Source organism: Mycobacterium sp. NGS48, assembly GCF_059812585.1.
The window spans coordinates 363,849-383,094 of record NZ_JCALCY010000001.1 but is presented as its reverse complement, the minus strand read 5'-3'; the positions used below and the strand labels follow the sequence as shown (position 1 = coordinate 383,094).

Annotated in this window: 21 protein-coding genes; 3 read left to right on the top strand and 18 right to left on the bottom strand. The window is 67.8% G+C overall.

The window, feature by feature from the left end; translation table 11 throughout:
- Positions 1-103 precede the first annotated feature (103 nt).
- From AC5Y42_RS01840 to AC5Y42_RS01800, 9 genes are all read right to left on the bottom strand, one after another.
- Entirely contained in the window at positions 104-2,185 is a 2,082-nt protein-coding gene (locus AC5Y42_RS01840) for a heavy metal translocating P-type ATPase (protein WP_499895326.1), read from the bottom strand.
- 16 nt (positions 2,186-2,201) lie between these two features.
- Positions 2,202-2,450 (bottom strand): hypothetical protein, encoded by a 249-nt coding sequence (locus tag AC5Y42_RS01835; protein WP_499895324.1) that lies wholly within the window; start codon positions 2,448-2,450, stop codon positions 2,202-2,204.
- Positions 2,447-2,986: a transport-regulating membrane protein Mce1N gene (mce1N, locus tag AC5Y42_RS01830; RefSeq protein WP_499895322.1), complete on the bottom strand. Its 540-nt coding sequence runs from the start codon at positions 2,984-2,986 to the stop codon at positions 2,447-2,449. The genes AC5Y42_RS01835 and mce1N overlap by 4 nt, the downstream gene beginning before the upstream one ends.
- A gap of 90 nt (positions 2,987-3,076) precedes the next feature.
- Positions 3,077-3,556: a hypothetical protein gene (locus tag AC5Y42_RS01825; protein ID WP_499895321.1), complete on the bottom strand. Its 480-nt coding sequence runs from the start codon at positions 3,554-3,556 to the stop codon at positions 3,077-3,079.
- The gene (gene hemB / locus AC5Y42_RS01820) at positions 3,553-4,533 is read right to left on the bottom strand and encodes a porphobilinogen synthase (protein ID WP_499895319.1); all 981 of its coding nucleotides are present in this window, start codon (positions 4,531-4,533) and stop codon (positions 3,553-3,555) included. Before hemB ends, AC5Y42_RS01825 begins: the two co-directional genes overlap by 4 nt.
- Complete coding sequence (locus AC5Y42_RS01815) at positions 4,534-6,216, bottom strand: bifunctional uroporphyrinogen-III C-methyltransferase/uroporphyrinogen-III synthase (protein WP_499895318.1); 1,683 nt, start codon at positions 6,214-6,216, stop codon at positions 4,534-4,536.
- A 32-nt stretch (positions 6,217-6,248) separates the two neighbouring features.
- Entirely contained in the window at positions 6,249-7,181 is a 933-nt protein-coding gene (gene hemC, locus AC5Y42_RS01810) for a hydroxymethylbilane synthase (protein ID WP_499895836.1), read from the bottom strand.
- A gap of 13 nt (positions 7,182-7,194) precedes the next feature.
- The gene (locus AC5Y42_RS01805) at positions 7,195-8,550 is read right to left on the bottom strand and encodes a glutamyl-tRNA reductase (protein WP_499895317.1); all 1,356 of its coding nucleotides are present in this window, start codon (positions 8,548-8,550) and stop codon (positions 7,195-7,197) included.
- Between the two features lie 194 nt (positions 8,551-8,744).
- Positions 8,745-9,005 carry a glutaredoxin family protein gene (locus tag AC5Y42_RS01800; RefSeq protein ID WP_499895315.1) on the bottom strand — a complete coding sequence of 87 codons (261 nt, stop codon included), beginning with the start codon at positions 9,003-9,005 and terminating at the stop codon, positions 8,745-8,747.
- 96 nt (positions 9,006-9,101) lie between these two features.
- On the opposite strand from AC5Y42_RS01800, the gene AC5Y42_RS01795 reads away from it, so the two are divergent.
- The 3 genes from AC5Y42_RS01795 to AC5Y42_RS01785 all read left to right on the top strand — a co-directional run bounded on the left by AC5Y42_RS01795 (position 9,102) and on the right by AC5Y42_RS01785 (position 11,543).
- Positions 9,102-9,992, top strand: coding sequence for an HAD family hydrolase (locus AC5Y42_RS01795; RefSeq protein ID WP_499895313.1), 891 nt, complete (start codon positions 9,102-9,104; stop codon positions 9,990-9,992).
- 131 nt (positions 9,993-10,123) lie between these two features.
- Positions 10,124-10,636, top strand: coding sequence for an FAS1-like dehydratase domain-containing protein (locus AC5Y42_RS01790; RefSeq protein ID WP_499895311.1), 513 nt, complete (start codon positions 10,124-10,126; stop codon positions 10,634-10,636).
- A 34-nt stretch (positions 10,637-10,670) separates the two neighbouring features.
- Positions 10,671-11,543 carry a cyclopropane mycolic acid synthase family methyltransferase gene (locus AC5Y42_RS01785; RefSeq protein WP_499895834.1) on the top strand — a complete coding sequence of 291 codons (873 nt, stop codon included), beginning with the start codon at positions 10,671-10,673 and terminating at the stop codon, positions 11,541-11,543.
- 80 nt (positions 11,544-11,623) lie between these two features.
- Here AC5Y42_RS01785 and AC5Y42_RS01780 read toward each other — a convergent pair whose 3' ends face one another.
- The 9 genes from AC5Y42_RS01780 to AC5Y42_RS01740 all read right to left on the bottom strand — a co-directional run bounded on the left by AC5Y42_RS01780 (position 11,624) and on the right by AC5Y42_RS01740 (position 19,222).
- On the bottom strand, positions 11,624-12,715 hold the full coding sequence (locus AC5Y42_RS01780; protein WP_499895309.1) for a lysophospholipid acyltransferase family protein: 1,092 nt from the start codon (positions 12,713-12,715) through the stop codon (positions 11,624-11,626).
- On the bottom strand, positions 12,697-13,839 hold the full coding sequence (locus tag AC5Y42_RS01775; protein WP_499895307.1) for an SDR family oxidoreductase: 1,143 nt from the start codon (positions 13,837-13,839) through the stop codon (positions 12,697-12,699). The genes AC5Y42_RS01780 and AC5Y42_RS01775 overlap by 19 nt, the downstream gene beginning before the upstream one ends.
- A 76-nt stretch (positions 13,840-13,915) precedes the next feature.
- The gene (locus AC5Y42_RS01770) at positions 13,916-14,017 is read right to left on the bottom strand and encodes a 30S ribosomal protein bS22 (protein ID WP_003402602.1); all 102 of its coding nucleotides are present in this window, start codon (positions 14,015-14,017) and stop codon (positions 13,916-13,918) included.
- Between the two features lie 187 nt (positions 14,018-14,204).
- Complete coding sequence (locus AC5Y42_RS01765; RefSeq protein ID WP_499895306.1) at positions 14,205-14,468, bottom strand: helix-turn-helix domain-containing protein; 264 nt, start codon at positions 14,466-14,468, stop codon at positions 14,205-14,207.
- 138 nt (positions 14,469-14,606) lie between these two features.
- Positions 14,607-15,482, bottom strand: a complete 876-nt coding sequence (gene proC / locus AC5Y42_RS01760; protein WP_499895304.1) for a pyrroline-5-carboxylate reductase — start codon at positions 15,480-15,482, stop codon at positions 14,607-14,609.
- 28 nt (positions 15,483-15,510) lie between these two features.
- On the bottom strand, positions 15,511-16,326 hold the full coding sequence (locus AC5Y42_RS01755; protein WP_499895302.1) for a thioesterase family protein: 816 nt from the start codon (positions 16,324-16,326) through the stop codon (positions 15,511-15,513).
- 25 nt (positions 16,327-16,351) lie between these two features.
- A complete protein-coding gene (locus tag AC5Y42_RS01750; protein ID WP_499895300.1) occupies positions 16,352-17,194 on the bottom strand; it encodes a sugar phosphate isomerase/epimerase family protein in 843 nt (280 codons plus the stop codon).
- A 7-nt stretch (positions 17,195-17,201) separates the two neighbouring features.
- A complete protein-coding gene (locus tag AC5Y42_RS01745; RefSeq protein WP_499895299.1) occupies positions 17,202-18,206 on the bottom strand; it encodes an Rv0497 family membrane protein in 1,005 nt (334 codons plus the stop codon).
- A complete protein-coding gene (locus AC5Y42_RS01740; RefSeq protein WP_499895297.1) occupies positions 18,203-19,222 on the bottom strand; it encodes a Ppx/GppA family phosphatase in 1,020 nt (339 codons plus the stop codon). Before AC5Y42_RS01740 ends, AC5Y42_RS01745 begins: the two co-directional genes overlap by 4 nt.
- Positions 19,223-19,246: the final 24 nt, after the last annotated feature.

Below are 19,246 nucleotides of genomic sequence, written 5' to 3'. Positions count from 1 at the left end.
GTCGCCGAGTTATTAGCGCCCAGTAGCCGCGATAATTACACAGGTAATTGGATTCCATTTCATAAGTCCGGAAATCCGGACTTTTGCTAGAGCCGCAGCTGAGTCAGCGGGCGAATCGCCGCAGCCGCAAGCTGTTTGCCACCACCAACACCGACGAGCACGCCATCGCCGCGCCGGCGATCATCGGGTTGAGCAGGCCCAGCGCCGCCATTGGCAGCGCCGCCACGTTGTAGCCGAACGCCCAGAACAGGTTCATCCGGATGGTGCGCAGGGTGCGCGCCGACAGTCGCAGCGCCGTCGGCACCGTGCGCAGATCACCCCGCACCAGCGTGACGTCGCCTGCTTCGATCGCCGCGTCGGTGCCAGTGCCCATCGCCATGCCGATGTCGGCGGTGGCCAGCGCCACTGAGTCGTTGACGCCGTCACCGACCATCGCCACCCGGGCGCCCTCTGCCTGCAGCGCCTTGACGGCGTCAGCCTTGCCGGTCGGCAGCACCCCGGCGATCACGTCGGCGGCGTCGATGCCGACCTCAGCGGCCACCCGGCGTGCGACGGCAGCGCTGTCGCCGGTGAGCAGCAGCGGCCGGACACCCATCTGTCGTAGCTGCGAAATCGCCTGTGCGCTGGTTGGTTTCACTTCGTCGGCCAGTCGGATAATGCCGCGCGCTCGGTTGTCCCAGCGGACCTCGACGCTGGTGCGCCCGTCGCACTCCTGCGCCTTGGCCACGCTGACGGTCACACCGTCGACATCGCCGTGGACACCGGTGCCGGGATCGTTGACGAAGTTGGCGACCAGCGGCAGAACCCCGTCGCCGGCGGCGGCCACGATGGCGGCCGCCACTGGATGTTCAGACGCCGCTTCGACGGCAGCCGCACGGGCCAGCACCATCTCGGCGTCCTCGCCCTGAGCGGGCTCCACGGCATCGACGGTCATCACGCCGGTGGTGACCGTGCCCGTCTTGTCCAGCACCACGGTGTCGATGCCGGTGACGGTCTCCAACACTTGCGGATCCTTGATCAGGATGCCCAGCTGGGCGCCGCGCCCGGTGCCGACCAGGATGGCGGTCGGGGTGGCCAACCCCAGCGCGCACGGGCAGGCGATGATCAGCACCGCGACGGCCGCGGTGAACGCCGCCGCGGCGGGTTGACCGGCCACCAGCCAACCGGCCAGGGTCAGCGCCGCGAGCACCAGCACCGCCGGCACGAACACCGCCGAGACCCGATCGGCCAATCGCTGGATGGATGCCTTGCCGTTTTGCGCGTCGGCCACCAGTTGGGCCATCCGGGCCAGCTGGGTGTCGGCGCCTACCTTGGTCGCGCGGACCAGCACCCGACCGTAGGTGTTCAGTGCGCCGCCGAGCACGTCGTCGTCGACGGTGATGTCGACGGGCATGGGCTCACCGGTCATCGCCGAGGTGTCCACCGCCGAGACGCCGTCGACAACCACCCCGTCGGTCGCGACGCGCTCCCCGGGACGGACCACGAAAACGTCCCCGACGTGCAGCTCCGAGAGTGGCAACCGAACCTCGACGCCGTCGCGCAGGACCGCTGCGTCCTTGGCGCCCAGATCCAGCAATGCCCGCAGCGCCGCGCCCGCCGAGCGTTTGGCCCGCGACTCGGCGAAGCGGCCGGCCAATAGGAACACCGTGACCGCGGCCGCCACCTCGAAGTACACATGGCCCGAGCCGCGCAGCACCGCGAGCGCCGACCACAGGTAGGCGGCCAGCGTGCCCAGCGACACCAACGTGTCCATCGTCGATGCGCCGTGGCGGGCGCTTTGCAGCGCGGCCCGGTGGAAGGGGTAACCGCCCCACACCACGATCGGGGTGGTCAGCGCGAACACCAGCCACTGCCAGCCGGCGAACTGCCAGGCCATCACCATCGACAGCAGCACCACCGGGATTGCCAGCACCGTCGAAGCGGCCAACCGCGACCGCAGCTGGCTCTCGGGAACGTCTTCGTGGTGGTGGGCGTGCTCGCTGACCACCGAAGCCTGGTAGCCGGCCGACTCGACGGCGCGGATGAGGTCATCGGCCGAGACGACGGAGTCGTGTTCGACGTGGGCGCGCTCGACGGCGAAGTTCACCGTCGCGCGCACGCTGTCGAGCTCGTTGAGACCACGCTCGATTCGCGCCGCGCAGGACGCGCAGCTCATCCCGCGAAGGTCGAGATCGGTGGTGGCCATAACGTCGAGAATACCCCTATGGGGTATGCCGGGTCTGTCGCCCGTTGGTGATTCCGACCACTGCCAACACTCCCGCGAGCGTCGCCAGCAACAGAGTCAGCAACAGCAGCGGCGGGTCGTAGACCACCGAGGTGGTGACCGGCTGGCCGTCCAGGATCGGGGCTACGGCCACTGTCGAACGCACCTGTGACCAGCTGAGCGCGCATCCCAGCACCGCGGCGCCGGCCAGTGCGAGCTGGACGACGGCGCGGACGCGGGCCATCACCAGCTTGATCCGTCCTCGTCGGCGGAATCGACCTCGGCGGCCGGCCCGACCCGCTCCTCGACCAGCGGGGTCAGCGTGGCCCGCAGCGAGCGGTGCCGGCGTGCCCAGGCCTGAGCGGTGCGGCCCCCGGTCAGCCGCAGCCCGATACCCACCCGGCCGCGCGGCACACCGATCAGTTCACCCAGCGCGCGCGCCGACTGCCAGCGCTGCAACTCCTTTTCCGAAACCAGCGGATGCTCGGCATCCGGGTAGACCTTCACGATGTCGGCCACCTGGATTGTCTCGGTGCCCTGCCGCAGGGTCTGCGTGGTCAGTTCGACCGACGTGTGGATCCGGGCAGCCTTCACCTGCAGGCCGACGAACCCCGACACCAGCACCAGAAAAACCATCGGGACCAGCAGCTGCCAGCCGTAGCCGCTGGACTTTTCGATCATCAGCATGGCGCCCGCCGACAGCGGGCCGGCCAGCACCCACAGCCAGCTCGCGCCGGCTTCGTAGAACAACGGAGCCGGTTTGGTACCCGTCTCTGCGGTCACTGAAATTCTGTCCCCTGATCTGAGCTGTACGCCGCGCGCCAGCCTATCGCGGCGACGATGCGGGGTAGCGCGAAGCAGAAGACTAAACGCTCACCGGGTGAAGTAGTCGTGGGCGTCGCTGCGATGCAGCAAAAACATCCCCCCGGCGATCAGCACGCAGCCGATAATGCCGCTGACCGCACAGATCACCGCCGCCACCGGCGGCCAGTCCACGCTGAACAACCGGCTCGCGATGTAGACAACCGCGGCAATGCCGCCGCCGGTCAATATGGTGCGGGCCCAGCGATAACCGGCCCGCATCAGGATCAGGAACGTGACGACGATTGCGCACAGCACCGCCGCGAACAGCAAGGATGCGGCCAACACCAACCCGGATCCGGTACTGGTCGGGGATGCGACCAGGTCAACCACATAGCCGATCAGCATCAACGGCAGCGCGGCCAGCCACAGCCAAAAGCCGGTATCGACGTCCACCGGGCGGGTCTGCGGTTCGCCCGGGGGCGGACCAAGCGGGGCCGGCGGCCCGGGCGGTCCCGGCGGGGAGCCCGGCCAGCTGGGCGGTTCAGTCATGAAAGCCAGCCTGCCGCCTCGGCGGCCCAGTAGCTCAGCACGACGTCGGCGCCGGCGCGCCGGATGCACGTCAACGACTCCAGCACGGCGGCCCCCTTGTCGATCCACCCGTTGGCCGCGGCCGCGGCAAGCATCGCGTACTCCCCCGACACCTGATAAGCGGCCACCGGCACCGGCGAGATGTCCGCGGCCGCGGCGACCACGTCCAAATAGCCCATCGCCGGTTTGACCAACACGATGTCGGCACCCTCGTCGAGGTCCAACTGCACCTCGCGCAGCGCTTCGCGAGCGTTGCCGGGCTCTTGCTGATAGGTGCGGCGGTCGCCGGACAAACTTGAGCTCACCGCCTCCCGGAACGGGCCGTAAAACGCCGACGCGAACTTGGCGGCATAGGCCATGATGACCACGTCGGTGTGACCGGCAGCATCCAACCCGTCGCGGATGACAGCCACCTGCCCGTCCATCATTCCGCTTGGCCCGACCACATGAGCGCCCGAATTTGCCTGCGCCACAGCCAGTTCCACATACCGCGTCAGCGTAGCATCATTGTCGACCCGACCGCGCTCGTCGAGGACGCCGCAGTGCCCGTGATCGGTGAACTCATCGAGGCAGGTATCGGCCATCAGCACCGTCGCCTCGCCGAGGTCCTTGGCCAAATCGCGCAATGCGACGTTGAGGATGCCGTCGGGATCACAGCCGGCCGTGCCCGTGGCGTCCTTGTCCTGCTCGCGGGGCACCCCGAACAGCATCAGCCCGCCCACCCCGGCGGTCACCGCCTCGACGGCCGCGGCGCGCAGCGAGTCGCGACTGTGCTGCACCACGCCGGGCAACGACGCGATCGGTCGCGGCTCGTCGATGCCGTCGGCGACGAACATCGGCAGCACCAAATGCCGTGGCTCAACCGACGTTTCCGCCACCAAGCGGCGCATCGCCGGTGTCGAACGAAGCCGGCGCGGGCGCTGCCGCGGATAGGCCATCTAGCGCCTGCGGCTCTTCTTACGCGGCGGCGGCAACGCGCCCTCGGCCCGCAGCCGGGCCGCGTGCTCGGCCAGCGCTTCGATCAGCGGACCCACTGCGGCGGTCTCCGGTTGTACGTCGACCCGCAACCCGAATTCGGCGGCCGTCTCGGCGGTTTTGGGGCCGATGCAGGCGACGATGGTCCGCGCGTGCGGCTTGCCGGCGATGCCGACCAGGTTGCGCACCGTCGACGACGACGTGAAGCAGACCGCATCGAATCCACCGGTCTTGATCATTTCGCGGGTGGCCGCCGGCGGTGGGGCGGCGCGCACCGTCCGATACGCGGTGACGTCCTCAATCTCCCAGCCGCGTTCGCGCAGCCCTTCGGCCAGCGTCTCGGTCGCAATGTCCGCCCGCGGCAGCAAAACCCGGTTGACCGGATCGAAAATGCTGTCATACGGCGGGAATTCGTCCAGCAGGCCCAGCGAGGACTGCTCACCCGAAGGCACCAGCTCCGGGCTGATCCCGAAGGCGCGCACCCGGTCGGCGGTCGCCTCGCCCACACAGGCGATCTTGACTCCGGAGAATGCCCGGGCGTCCAGCCCGAACTCGCCGAACTTCTCCCACACCGCACGCACCGCGTTGGTGGAGGTGAACACCACCCACTGGTAACGGCCGTCGACCAAGCCCTTGACCGCGCGTTCCATCTGCGCGGGGCTGCGCGGGGGCTCGACGGCGATCGTGGGTACCTCGATCGGCAGCGCACCGTGTCCGGTCAGCCGCTCGCTCATCTCGCCGGCCTGATCCTTGGTCCGCGGCACCAGCACGGTCCAGCCGTAGAGGGCGCGGCTCTCCCACCAGTTCAGCTTGGCCCGGTTGGCCACCGTCTTGCCGATGGTCATCACCACCGGTCCGGTCAACGGCCCGGCCGGGTCGGTGCCGCCCAACGCGGCCCCCTCGGCCAGCACGCCCAGCGTCGACTCCACCGAACGCTGCGCGCAGGTGGTGCCGGACGCGGTCACCACGCACGGCGTCGACTCGGTCAGCCCGTACTCGACCAGGGTGCGCGCCGCGTCGGCCACATGCGATGCGGTGGCCTGCAGGATCAACGGGCCCGGCGCGGCGGCCAGTGCCGACCAGTCGTCCTCTTTGAGGTCGGCGCGCACGTCGGCGACGGTGTGCGACGAGCCCAGCGGCAGCCCCGCATACGTCGGGGTCGCGGAGCTGGGCGCCAGTCCCGGCACGATTTCGAAATGCAGGTGGCTGCGCGCCACCGCGTTGACCTCGGTGATGACCGCGTCCACCGACAGCGGGTCACCGGCCACCAGCCGTACGACGTCGGCCCCGGAACGAGCCTCGGCGACAAGCGTTTTGGCTACCTCAGCCGCATCTCCCAGAGCCGGCCGGATGTCGGGACCGACCGACACCACCGCGGCGGTCGTCGGATCCTCACCGGCGCTCTCAGCCGCCCCGCTTTCAGCCTGGGCACCGGGCTCGGCCGGACCGGATACCGGCGGCAGGTCCTTGCCGATCAATGCCAGCACCGGCTCCGGCACGTCGGGGTCGGTGAAGACCAGGGCGGCGTTCGCCAGCGCCGCGACGGCCCGCGTCGTCAGCAGACCGGGGTCTCCCGGACCGGAGCCGACAAACGTGATGCGGCCCGGCTTCGGCTTACGTCCTCGTACGCCTACTTGGCGAGTCATGTGCTACTCCCACCTCGTTCTCGCGCGGGTTCCTACCGCGCGCTGCCCGACATGAGTTCCCGAGCCCCCAGCTCGAACAGCTCCGCGGCCACCGAGAGCCCCAGCTCTCGTGCCCGCCCCGGACTGCCGATACCGGACGCGCGGATCACGTCAGATCCGTCCAGCGCCGCCACGCAGCCGCGCAGCGACAGCTCCTCGAAGACATGTGAGTCGTCCTCGTCGATGGACTCGACCACCTCGGCGATCGCGCCCACCGGCGCGGAGCAACCTGCCTCCAGTTCGGCGAGCAGGGCACGCTCGGCGGTGACTGCCGCACGGGTGTCGACGTCGTCGAGTTCCGCCAACAGTGCCGCCAGCCCGGTATCCCCGGCGCGGCACTCGACGGCGAGCGCTCCTTGAGCCGGCGCCGACAACATCTGCACCGGATCGAGCGTCTCGGTGACAGCGTCGAGTCGGCCCAGCCGGGCCAGACCCGCCCGAGCCACCACGATCGCGTCGAGATCACCGCTGCTTACCCTGTTCAACCTGGTATCTAGGTTGCCTCTTAGGGGGCGGATTTCCAAACCGAGACCCAGTGCTCTAAGCTGTGCGGCCCGCCGGGGCGATGAAGTGCCCACCACCGAGCCCACCGGCAACTCCGCCAGCACCAGTCCGTCGCGGGCCACCACGGCGTCGCGGGGGTCTTCCCGCGCAGGTATGGCCGCCACCGTGAAGCGCGGATCGTCGGCGGTGGGCAAATCCTTGTGCGAGTGCACCGCCGCGTCGACGCGGCCGTCCTCGATGGCCTCGCGCAGCGCCGCGGTGAACACGCCGACGCCGAGGGTGGCGATCGGATCGGACGAGCGGTCGCCCTTGGTAGTGATGGTCACCAATTCCGCGGAATGGCCAGCAGCTAGCAGAGCGTCTCGGACACCACCGGCCTGGGTGGTGGCCAACAAGCTTCCCCGAGTGCCTATCCGGATCACGTCGGTCAAGCGGCTACTCAGCGGAATCGGTTGGGACGGAGGGCAATTCGCCAGCCGTGGCGACAGCGTCGACGGCGGTCTGATCGAGTTCGAAAAGCTCACGCAACGCCTCGGCGTAACTGTCGCCGCCGGGTGCACTGGCCAGTTGCTTGATCCGCACGGTGGGCGCGTGCAGCAGTTTGTCCACCACCCGCCGTACGGTGCGGGCAACCTCGTCGCGATGCGTGGCCTCGAGCCCGGGCAGCCGATTGTCCAGGCGCAGCAACTCCGCCTCGACGACGTCGGCGGCGCGCTGACGCAGCGCGGTCACCGTCGGAGTCACCTCGGCCATCCGCTGGCCGGCCAGGTAGCTGGCAACTTCGCCGGCGACGATGTGGCGGGCGGCTTCGGCGTCGGCGGCTGCGGCTCGCGCCGACGGTTCACGCTGCACGCGATCCATGTCGACGACCCAGACGCCGGGCAGGCCGGCCACCGCCGGGTCGACGTCACGCGGCATGCCGAGGTCGCAGATCACCAGTGGCTGAGCGGATTCGTCCCGGCGGGCGGCGGCCAGCGCGTGGTGCACATCGGCCAGCGAAACCACCGGACGCACCGCGCCGGTGCAGCTGACCACGACGTCGGCGTCGGCCAGCGCGGTGGGCAGCCGCTCGAGGCTCCAGGCCTCAGCCTTGGCGCCGCATTCGCGGACCTTGCGGGCCAGCCGTTGCGCGCGGGGCAGCGATCGGTTGACGACGTGGACGTGCTCGATGCCCGCCCGGGCCAGATGCGCCGCCGACAGCGCCCCCATAGCGCCGGCGCCGATCACCACGGCCGTCTTGCCGGCCAGCCCGGCCTCACCCAGCTTGTTGCCGGCCATGCCGAGCGCCACCGACACCACCGAGGCACCCGCGGCGTCGATCCCGGTCTCCGAATGCACCCGCTTGCCCACGGCCAGCGCGCGCTGAGCCAGCTCGTGCAGCACCCGGCCTACCGTGCGGTTGGCCTCGGCGGTCGCGTACGCGCGGCGCACCTGGCCGAGCACCTGCTGCTCGCCGAGCACCGCCGAATCCAAGCCGCCGGCGACCGCGAACAGATGCTCGACGGCGGCCTCACTGTAACGGACGTAGGCGTATTTGGTCAGGTCTCCCAACGACATCCCGGAATGCTCGGACAGCACTTGCCCGATCACCGACAGCCCGCCGTGGAAGGCGTCGACCACCGCGTACACCTCGACCCGGTTGCAGGTCGACAGCACCATGGCCTCGGTCACCAGCGGCGACTGCAGCACCTCATCGATGATCTTGATCTGGTCGGATTCATCGGTCGACAGTTGCTCCAGAACGGAAACCGGCGCGCTGCGGTGGGAGACCCCGAAGAGCAGGACGCTCACGGCTGAATCACCTGGCCTGCCCCTTTGCCCAAAAAAACGAACGAAGTCCAGTGAACGAACTGACATCCACGGTAGTCGTTCGACAGGTTGGCCACCAAATTCGCGTGCTGCTCCTCACTGTGCGGTTTTATCCGCGACTCGCCGGTGATCGCGGATAAAACCGCACAGTCACCGCAGAACGACGGCCGCGGACGTCACCGTTCGGCCAGATCGGCGCGCAGCCGGGGCTCATCGACTTCCCAGTAGCTGTGCTCGCGGCCGTCGAGCAGAACCACCGGCAGCCGATCGCCGAATTCGGCGCGCAGCCCGGGATTTCCGTCGGCCGCCGCCGCGTCGACATCGGTGGCCGACAGCTCGAAACCCAATTCGGCGGCCAACTCGGCCAGTTGGGCGTAGACCCGCGCACAGATCGCACATCCGTCGCGGGTCAGCAACTCCACCTGTCGGAGGCCCACGGCCACAGTGTGGCACCTGTCTCAGGGAGCGAGGCCGTAAGCCCTGGGCGGATAGGGTTGAACCGGCACAGTCGGCGCACCGAGAGGAGGTCGGAGATGGCGTCTTTCGGCCCGGGCGGAGTCGACCCGCAGACGGTAGCTTCCAACGCCAGCGCTGAACGTGCGCTCGACGGGTTGCATGCCGCCGACGCGCCGGATGCCGAGCAGCCGCCGATCGATCTCACCGCGGCCGCATTCTTCGACGTGGACAACACCCTGGTACAGGGCTCCTCGCTGGTGCATTTCGGCCGGGGACTGGCCGCCCGCAAGTACTTCACCTACCGCGACGTGCTCGGGTTCATATACGCGCAGGCCAAGTTTCAGCTGTCCGGCCGAGAAAACAGCGACGACGTCGCGGCCGGCCGGCGCAAGGCGCTGGCGTTCATCGAAGGCCGGCCGACCACCGAGCTGATGGCGCTCGGCGAGGAGATTTACGACGAGATCATCGCCGACAAGATCTGGACGGGCACCCGGGAATTGGCGCAGATGCACCTCGACGCGGGCCAGCAGGTGTGGCTGGTCACCGCCACGCCCTACGAGCTCGCCGTGACGATCGCCGGCCGGCTGGGTTTGACCGGGGCGCTGGGCACCGTCGCCGAATCGGTCGACGGGGTGTTCACCGGCCGGCTGGTCGGCGAACTGTTGCATGGCACCGGCAAGGCCCACGCCGTGCGCTCGCTGGCCATCCGGGAGGGGCTGAACCTCAGGCGCTGCACCGCCTACTCCGACAGCTACAACGACGTGCCGATGCTGTCGCTGGTGGGCACCGCAGTCGCCATCAACCCCGACGCCCGGCTGCGCAGCCTGGCCCGGGAACGCGGTTGGGAGATCCGCGACTTTCGGACCGCCCGCAAAGCGGCCCGGATCGGGGTGCCCTCGGCGCTGGCGCTGGGGGCGGCCGGCGGGGCCCTGGCGGCGGCCGTGTCGCGTCGACACGAGCGCGAGTAACGCGCGAGGGGCGCACCGACCGCATAGGCCGCGTGTCGCGTCGACACGAGCGCGGGTAGCGCGCGAGGCGGTTAATCGGCAATTCCGCTGGTAGGCTGCGCCGCTGAGCCCATACGAGCGGAGAGCAGCGCATGGCAGTGCCCGAAGGTACCGAGGAACTCATCGGCACGCATTACCGATTCCCGGACTACTTCGAGGTCGGACGCGAAAAAATCCGCGAGTTCGCGACTGCGGTCCAAGACGAACACCCCATGCACATCTCCGAAACCGCTGCCACCGAGGCGGGCCATCCGGCGGTGGTCGCGTCGCTGACCTTCCTCGCCGTCGCCGGGCGGCGCGTCCAACTGGACGTCTTCACCAAATTCGACATTCCGATCAATCTCGCCCGGGTGCTACACCGGGACCAGAAATTCGTCTTCCACCGGCCGATCATGGCCGGCGACCGGCTGTACTTCGACACCTATCTGGACTCGGTGATCGAGTCCCACGGCACGGTGATTGCCGAGATCCGCAGCGAGGTCACCGACGCCGACGGCGCACCAGTGATCACCAGCATCGTCACTATGCTTGGGGAATCATCCAACCCAGACACCGATACGGCCGCGACGATCGCCGCAATTGCGTCGATTCGGGGCGGGGCTTAGTGTCAGCGCGATGAACCAGGGGGCCAACGAGCCAATGAACACCGATCTGACGCCGCACTTTGACGACGTGCAGTCGCACTACGACCTGTCCGACGACTTCTACCGGCTGTTTCTCGACCCGTCGCAGACCTACAGCTGCGCCTACTTCGAGCGCGACGACATGACGCTGGAAGAGGCGCAGCTGGCCAAGATCGACCTGTCGCTGGGCAAGCTGGGCCTGCAGCCGGGGATGACGCTGCTCGACGTCGGCTGCGGCTGGGGCGCCACGCTGCGGCGCGCTGTGCAGCGCTACGACGTCAACGTGATCGGGTTGACGCTGAGCAAAAACCAGGCTGGCCACGTCCAGAAGTCGTTCGACGCGATGGAAAGCCCGCGCTCCAAAGAAGTGCGGTTACAGGGCTGGGAGCAGTTCCACGAGCCGGTCGACCGGATCGTGTCGATCGGCGCGTTCGAGCACTTCGGTTTCGACCGGTACGACGACTTCTTCAAGATGGCTTACGAAGCGTTGCCGGCCGACGGGGTGATGATGTTGCACACCATCGTGATCCCCAGCACTGAGGAGATCGAGCAGCGCGGCATCAAGACGACGATGACGCTGATCCGCTTCGTCAAATTCATCATGGACGAGATCTTCCCGGGCGGGCGGCTGCCGGCAGTCGCGACGGTCGAGGAGCACGCCACCAGGGCCGGCTTCCGGGTCGACCGCGTGCAGCCGCTGCGGTTGCACTACGCGCGGACACTGGACACCTGGGCCGCAGCGCTGGAATCGCGCAAGGACGAGGCCATCGCGATTCAGTCCGAAGAGGTCTACGACCGGTACATGAAATATCTGACCGGCTGCGCCAATCTGTTCCGCAACGGCAACACCGACGTCTGCCAGTTCACTCTGGTCAAGCCGGCGGCCTGATTCACGGCCCCGAACGTCGACTTATCGTTGAAATTCAAGGCTTTTCGCCCAACAAGTCGACGTTCGGCCGCTCGTCGGTGCTAGCCCAAGAACACGTTGCGCCGCCCGGCCAATAGGCGGTACAGCGTCTGCTGGATCGTCTCGCGCACCTGATCCGTCAATTCGAAGGTGACCATCGGGTCGTCGGCGTCGGCCGCTTCGTAATCGGTCGTCGAGATCGGCTCACCGAAGGCGATATGCCATTTCGACGGCAACGGCAACAGCCCGGCCGGACCGGCCAGCGGGAACAGCGGGGTGATCGGGAAGTAGGGCAGGCCGAACAGCCGCGCCAGCAGCTTGAGGTCTGCCACCATCGGATAGATCTCCTCGGAGCCGACGATCGAGCACGGCACGATCGGCGCCTTGGTGCGTAGCGCCGCCGACACGAACCCGCCGCGGCCGAAGCGCTGCAGCTTGTAGCGGTCCTTGAATCGCTTGCCCAACCCCTTGTATCCCTCGGGGAACACCGCGGTGAGTTCGCCGGCGGCCAGCAGCCGGTGGGCGTCGGCGGTGCAGGCCATGGTGTGGCCGGCCTTGCGGGCGGTCTCGCCGATCACGGGCAGGTCGAACACCATGTCGGCAGCCAACAACCGCAGGTCGCGGCCGGCCGGGTGTTCGTCGTGCACTGCCACTGAGGCCATCAGCCCGTCGAACGGCAGCACGCCGGCGTGGTTGGCGACCACCAGCGCGGCACCGGTGTCCGGCAAATTCTCAACACCGCTGACCTCGACGCGGAACCAGGACTTGAAGAAGAACCTCAGCAAAGGCCGCACGATCGCGTCGTTGAAATGCGGATCGAAGCCGAACTCGTCGATGTTGTAGTCACCGGTGAGCCGCTGGCGGAGGAATTCGGCGACGGCGCCCACCCGCTGCGCAAGGTCGTTGCCGGACGATGCGGCTTCGGGCCTCCCGCCGGCGTCCCGGCGGTGCTGATCGATCTCGCGGACGACCGCGGCGATCTGCTCGGCCGATGCCCGCGCGTCCGGATCGGAAAGCAGTGACGGGTGTCGACGCGAGGCGTCGGTCCGTTGACCGGCACGCCGCTGCGCGGCTGCACGATTCGGATTCGAGTGCAGCGGAATGACTTTCGCCCGGTTTTCGCCCGCCACGATATCTACCTGCCCCCACCCCATGGGATTGATTTCAGGTTGCCTAGGCGCTGCGCTGCGGATACGGCATGACCTTCCAAGGAGAGTACCAACTCCGGTCTAATAATGGGAGTCATGGCTCGGCCGCGAAGGTAATCGTCGAATGCTTCAGCCGTCGTCCACTTTGGGTGGAAGTCGAGTTCGTCGCGCATTCGGGTGGTGTCCATAACTCGGCCATAGCTGAGATAGTCGAGTTGCTCACGGTTGATTTCGGTGTAGCGATTAGCTCGTCTCAGCGAATCGAGCGCCCCTAACGCGATTCCGGGTATTGGCAGCGGGATTCGGCCGGCGCGCCGGATCGCCTGGGACAGCATCATGATGCCGCTGGCGCCGACGTTGAACGTGCCGGCTTTGCCGGCCATCGCGGCCCGCTCCAACGCGCCCAGCCCGTCCTGCTCGTGCAGCAGCTGCAGCCGGGCGTCGCGGCCGACCACCGTCGGGACCAGCGGCCCGGCCAGGTAGCGCGACAGGGTGGTGTCCATCGCCGGGCCGATCATGTTGGCCAGCCGCAAAATGGTCACCGAGATATCGGACCGCCGCCGGCCCAACCCGCGCGCATACCCCTCGATGTCGAGGCTGTCTTTGGGGAAGCCCTCCCGGAAGGGGCGACGGCTGCTGCTGTCCTCGGTGAACATCACCGGGTCGTGCGGGTTGGAACCGTAGACCTCCGACGTCGACTTCAGCACGACGCGACGCAGCGAGGGCGCCTTTTGGCAGGCCGCGAACAATTGCATCGCGCCCATTACGTTGATTTCTTTCAACGCCGCGCCGCCCCCGGCCCGCGGCGCAAACGACGCCGCCGCCGCGTGCACCACGGTGTCGACATCGCCGTTTCGAATCACCTTGGCGATAAAGGGGTTGCGGATGTCGGCGCGGACGAATTCGGCGCGGCCCATCCGCCGCAGCATGTCCTTGCTGGGCGCTATCGCATCCACCGCGATCACCCGATTGATCAACGGGTTCTGGGCGAGTCGGGCCGTCAGGTAACCGCCCAGAAACCGGCACGCACCGGTGACCAGTACGACTTTGGGGTAATGGACGGTATCGGTGCCCGTGCCGCGTGTTTTGGAGCCCGTTCCGGCACCGGGTTGACCATCCGTCGAATCCACCCCGCCAGCCTAACGGGCTGGTGCTACTACGGCGTTACCAAACAACGGCGGCCAGCGGCGAGTTCGGGCCGAAAAATTACTTGCCGAGTTTTCTGCGCTGCACCCGGGTACGGCGAAGCAGCTTGCGGTGCTTCTTCTTCGACATCCTCTTGCGCCGCTTCTTGATTACTGAGCCCATAACTCCGCTATCTGTGTGGCCATCCGAGTCCACCGTGGCCGCTGGTGAAATGACCCGGCCACTCTACCTGGGCCGCCACCCGGAACGGAAAAGCGTCGACCGTGCATCCAGGGCGACGACACGCCGACGAGCGCCACCCTGAGCGCACAGTGGACGCCGTGACCGCACTCTCCACGCGGTGTGGGCCTTAGCCGGCGTCGAAGTAGGAGCTCTCCAGCATGTCGTGCACGGCCTTCGCGTGCACCCGGAAGGATCGCCCGACACGCACCGCAGGCAGTTCACCGTTGTGCACCAACCGGTAGACCGTCATCTTGCTGACCCGCATCAGCGCCGCCACCTCGGCCACAGTGAGAAATTGTGTCCTGGGCTGTTGGCCGTCGGGCGAACCCGTGTCCCGTGCCGATTTACCGCCACCTGAATCCCGCGCCGATGGCCCGTTCATAGACGTCATCGCAACCCAATCAGTCAGGCCCGCGCAGTCCCAGCGGCTTCCCCTCCGCTGGCACGCACGCGTGCATACAAAGAGGAGAATAGCGGGACTAGTGGGGTTCCTGCGACGGGTGGTAGGAAATCAGAAAAAATTTATGAATTACTCTGGTGTGATTCTTAGCTGCTCAGAGCGCCTTTTCGCGGCCTGCACCGCCCCGTCGACCGCGCTGCGCAAACCACCGCGTTCGAGTTCCCGCAGCGCAGCCGCGGTAGTACCACCCGGCGACGTTACCGTCGCCCGCAACCGCGCCGCCGTCGTGTCGATGGTGAGGTCGGGCGCCGCTTCGCTGGCCGGGGCCCGGTCCTGCTCCATCCGCTCCAACAACATTGCCGCCGACCCCACCATCGTCTGGGCGACCAGTTCGGTGGCGACTTGACGGGTCAGGCCCACGCCGACGCCCGCGTCAACCAACGCCTCGACCATCAGGAAGAAATACGCCGGGCCCGACCCCGACACCGCGGTCACCGCGTCCAGCTGGGTCTCGGAGACGGTAAGTACCGTGCCGACGCAATCGAATAATGCGGCAACCTCTTTGTGCTGTTCCGGGGCGACAAAGCGGCCTTTGGCCAGCGCGCTGACTCCCGCCCCGACCAGCGCCGGCGCGTTGGGCATCACCCGCACCACCGGCGTGCCGGCCGGCAGTTTGGCTTCCAGGTAGCTGATGGTGACGCCGGCCGCGACGGTGATGAACACCTGCTCTGGGCGGTCGTCCTCGGCCTGGGTGGCCGCGTGCGCGATCTCGCCGACGACCGAGTCGACGTCGGAGGGCTTCACCGCGACGATGATGAACGTCGCGTTTTCCACCGCGTCGGTCAGCGAAGTCACCAGCACCGAATACGTCTCGGCTAGGTATCGCGCGCGGTCGGGCAGCCGTTCGGCCACCACGAGGTCTTTGACCTGCCGCCCCGCCCGCAGCAGGCCGGAAAGCAACGCCTCCCCCATCATTCCGCCGCCGATGATCGCGATTCTCGCCATGTCGGCAAGCATGGCAGACCTCGGTTACTCAGCGGCCAGGCACCATCGCCAGCTGACGGGTCTGCACCACGATGCGGCCCTCGTAGTCGACGACGGTGTGGTCCTCGTCGAACCAGTCCTGGCCGATCTGCATGCACGTGCACACCACCCGCAGCCAGCCGTCGGCGGGTAATCCGCGCAGATAGGCGGTGAGTTGCACAGTGGGGGCCCAGCCGGTGCGGCCCACCGCGAAGCTCACTGGCGCCGACACGTCTCCGCACATCAGCGCGAACAACGCATCGGGAGCCATGCCGCGCGGCCGCACCCACATCTGGATCATCGGCGGCCGGCCATCGGTGGGCTCCAGCGTCGACACCAGCGGCCGCACGTCGCAGCCCTCGGCCAGGTGCACCAGGCCGGCCATCGGATGCCCAGGACGGATCGGCGCGACGTCGGCGGGCGGTTCGGGCGCCATCAGCTCAGTGACCGGATTGGCCGACAGCAACGGCGGGACCATGTGCTCCGGCTCGCCGAGGGTGACCACGGCGTGCACCGCGGTGCGCTCGCCCTGATTGAGTTCGACGTCGACCACGCTGATTCGCCGGCCGCGCTTGCGGATCGACGTCACCAGTCGCATCGGGCCGGGGTCGGGCGCCCACAAATAACTGCCTGACACCGCGACCGGCTGCACGCTGGGGTCACCGTGGACGGTGCGCGCGGCATTGGCGCACAACGCCAGCATCGCGCCGCCGTGCACCTTGGGGCCAATAGTCCAGTGCTCGTTCAGCTCCCCCTCGAACACGCCGTCGACGTCCGACTCGTGCAACATCATCGCGTCGCTGAACAGGGTTGATCCAGGGCTCATCAGCTTCCTTCGGCGTCTTTGGGCCTCAACGCAACAGATACGTACGGGCAAACTGCAGCGACTCGGTCAGCATCGCTTCGCGCTCGTGGGCCGAACGCGCCGCCGACGTGGAAACTTCCAGCACGACGTGGCCCGCGAAGCCGCCGGCGGCCAACATCTCGCACACCTCCACGACCGGCTGGCTGCCCCTGCCGGGCACCAGGTGCTCGTCGGCGGGCAGCCCGTTGCCGTCGCACAGATGCAGGTGCACCAGGCCCGAACCCATCCGTTCGGCCATTTCCAGCGCGTCGCTGCCGGCGGTCGCGGTATGGGACAGATCCAGGGTGTAGTGCGCATGGTTGCCGTCCAGCGGATCGTAGGACGGCGAGAACGCCGAAATGCCCAGGCCGGGCCCCCCGCCCCGGCGTCGCATCCGCTCGATGGACTGCCCGGCTCCGAAGAACCGGTCGGCGCGGAACGGGAACATGTTCTCGACCGCCACCAGCACGTCGCCGGCGGCTTCCAGCTCGGCGACCTGCTCGGCGAACCCTTCGGCGTAGCGCCGCTGCCACCGAAACGGCGGATGCACGACGACGGTTTGGGCGCCCAGCTTTTCGGCGGCCCGCACGCTGCGCTCCAGCTTCGAAATCGGATTGGCGCCCCAGACCCGTTGCGAGATCAGCAGACAGGGGGCGTGCACAGACAGCACCGGCATCCGGTAGCGCCGGGAGAGCTTGGCGACGGCGGCAACATCCTGGCTGACCGATTCGCCCCACACCATCAGCTCGACACCGTCGTAGCCGAGGTCGGCCGCGTACTCGAAAGCGGCCTCGGTCCTCATCGGATAGACCGAGGCCGTCGACAGACCGACCTTGATGGCTGGGCGCACTGACCAGTTAGCCGGACTGCAACAACGCCAACGGCCCCAGCGTCACCAGTGCCCCCACCGCGACCGCGATCAACGTGCTGGCGATGTCCTCGGTCTTGCGGACCACCCGCACTCCGACCACCAGGCCGAGAATGACCAGCACCGACAGCACCAGGGCCACGATGTTGTTCCACCGCCACAGCTGGTCGAACGCGATGAACAACCCGGCACCAAAGGCGACGGCCAGGATCGACTGCAGCACAACCACACCGCCGCGCACCATGGTCTCGGTGCGGCCGGGCAACGCGTAGGCGTCGTCGACATCAGCGGCCACTTCGCCGTCGAGATCGTCGATATCGGGGTAATCCTCGTCGACGTCGTCGAAGTCGGCGTAGTCGTCGTCGGCCTCGGCTTCATCGGATGCATTCTTGCCGCCAAAGAGTCGGCTCGCCGAGGCGCGCAGATACGACCGCACGTAAGCGGAGTCGTCAGCGGCCGGTTCGGCTTCCCGGACGTCGGTGTCCATCACGTCGACGGGTATGCCGGCGTAATCCTCCAACGGATCCGGGTTCATCCCCTCGGCACCCGCTTGCGCCGCAGTCCGGTCGGCATCGTCGCCGGTCTGCTCATCGTCGACCGGGACGGATTTGCGCACGGGCAGCGGGTAGGGGCTGCGCTCGGGCCGCGATTCGCGCGCGGGCTGCGGCGGGGATTCGGGCCAGCGGGGCTGTGGTTCGGACCAGTACGAGGTGGTGTCGGCGGCCTCATCGTCCGCCGGCTTGTCAACCCGGACCGCGCCATTGGGGCGACGGGAGTGCGATGCCGGCGCGGCAGCGGGTGTCTCGTCGGGCTCGGCGTCTTCAGTGACGACCGGGATTTCGCCGGTCAATTCGGCGACGGTCACCGCGTCGTCGTTGCCGCGCCGACGGCGACGACGGCCAGCGGGCGGCGGCGAGCCGATAGTGCCGTTCTTGGCCAGCAGTTCGGCTACCGAGATCGGCCGGGTGCTCGAGCTGTCATTGGGTCCAGTCATGGTGTGTTGCTCCTCGATCGGCCAACAGCAGCCCGATCAGCGTGCCGGTTACCAGCATCCCGCACGGACGTTTCGACGAGAGCGGTTCCATCGGCTTCGCTGTCGAGTTTGCGCAAAATGAGACCTTCCCGCAGTGCCCACGGGCAGATGTCCACGGTTTCGATCGACAGCGCTCGCATACTCGCCTCGGCCACCAGAGCGCCCGCCACGATCTGCGGCGCCCGCTCGGCACTCACTCCTTCCAGCTCGGCACGGTCAGCGGTCGTCATCCTAGAGATGAAAGATATGAGTTGTCTGAGGCCACTGGTGGTCAGCGTCCGCTTCACCCGGGTCCCCGCCGCCGAGGGCGCCGCGCCGGTGAGCCGGGCCAGCGACCGGAAGGTCTTCGATGTCGCGACCGCGAGGTCGGGGTTGCCCGCTTCCAGGACGGTTTCGCTGGCGTCGGCCAACTCGGAGTCCAGCCAGTCGCGCAGCATGCCGACTCGCCGCCGGCCGGGTGGATCGTCTTGCAGCCAGTCGCGGGTCAGGCGTCCGGCACCCAGCGGCAGCGACAACGCGACCTCGGGTTCCTCGTCGACGCCGCTGGACAGTTCCAGCGATCCGCCGCCGATGTCGAGGTTGATGATCCGTCCGGCACTCCACCCGTACCAGCGGCGCACCGACAGGAAGGTCAGCCGCGACTCGTCGACCCCGCGCAGCACCTGGAGCTCGACGCCGGTCTCGGCGCGCACTCGGGACAGCACATCCTCGGAGTTCTCCGCGTCACGAACCGCAGAGGTCGCAAACGCCATCAGCTCCGCGCAGCCCGAGCTGACCGCGATCTTGCTGAACTCGTCGATCGTCGAGATCAGTTTGTCGGCACCGCGGCGGGTGATCTTCCCGGAGCTGTCGGTGGCCTCGGCCAGCCGCAGCGTGGCCTTGGTCGAACTCATCGGCGTCGGGTGTCCACCCCGACGCGCATCAACGACCAATAGATGGACCGTGTTACTGCCCACGTCAAGCACACCCAATCGCACGAAACACCAGCCTACGTTGGCGTT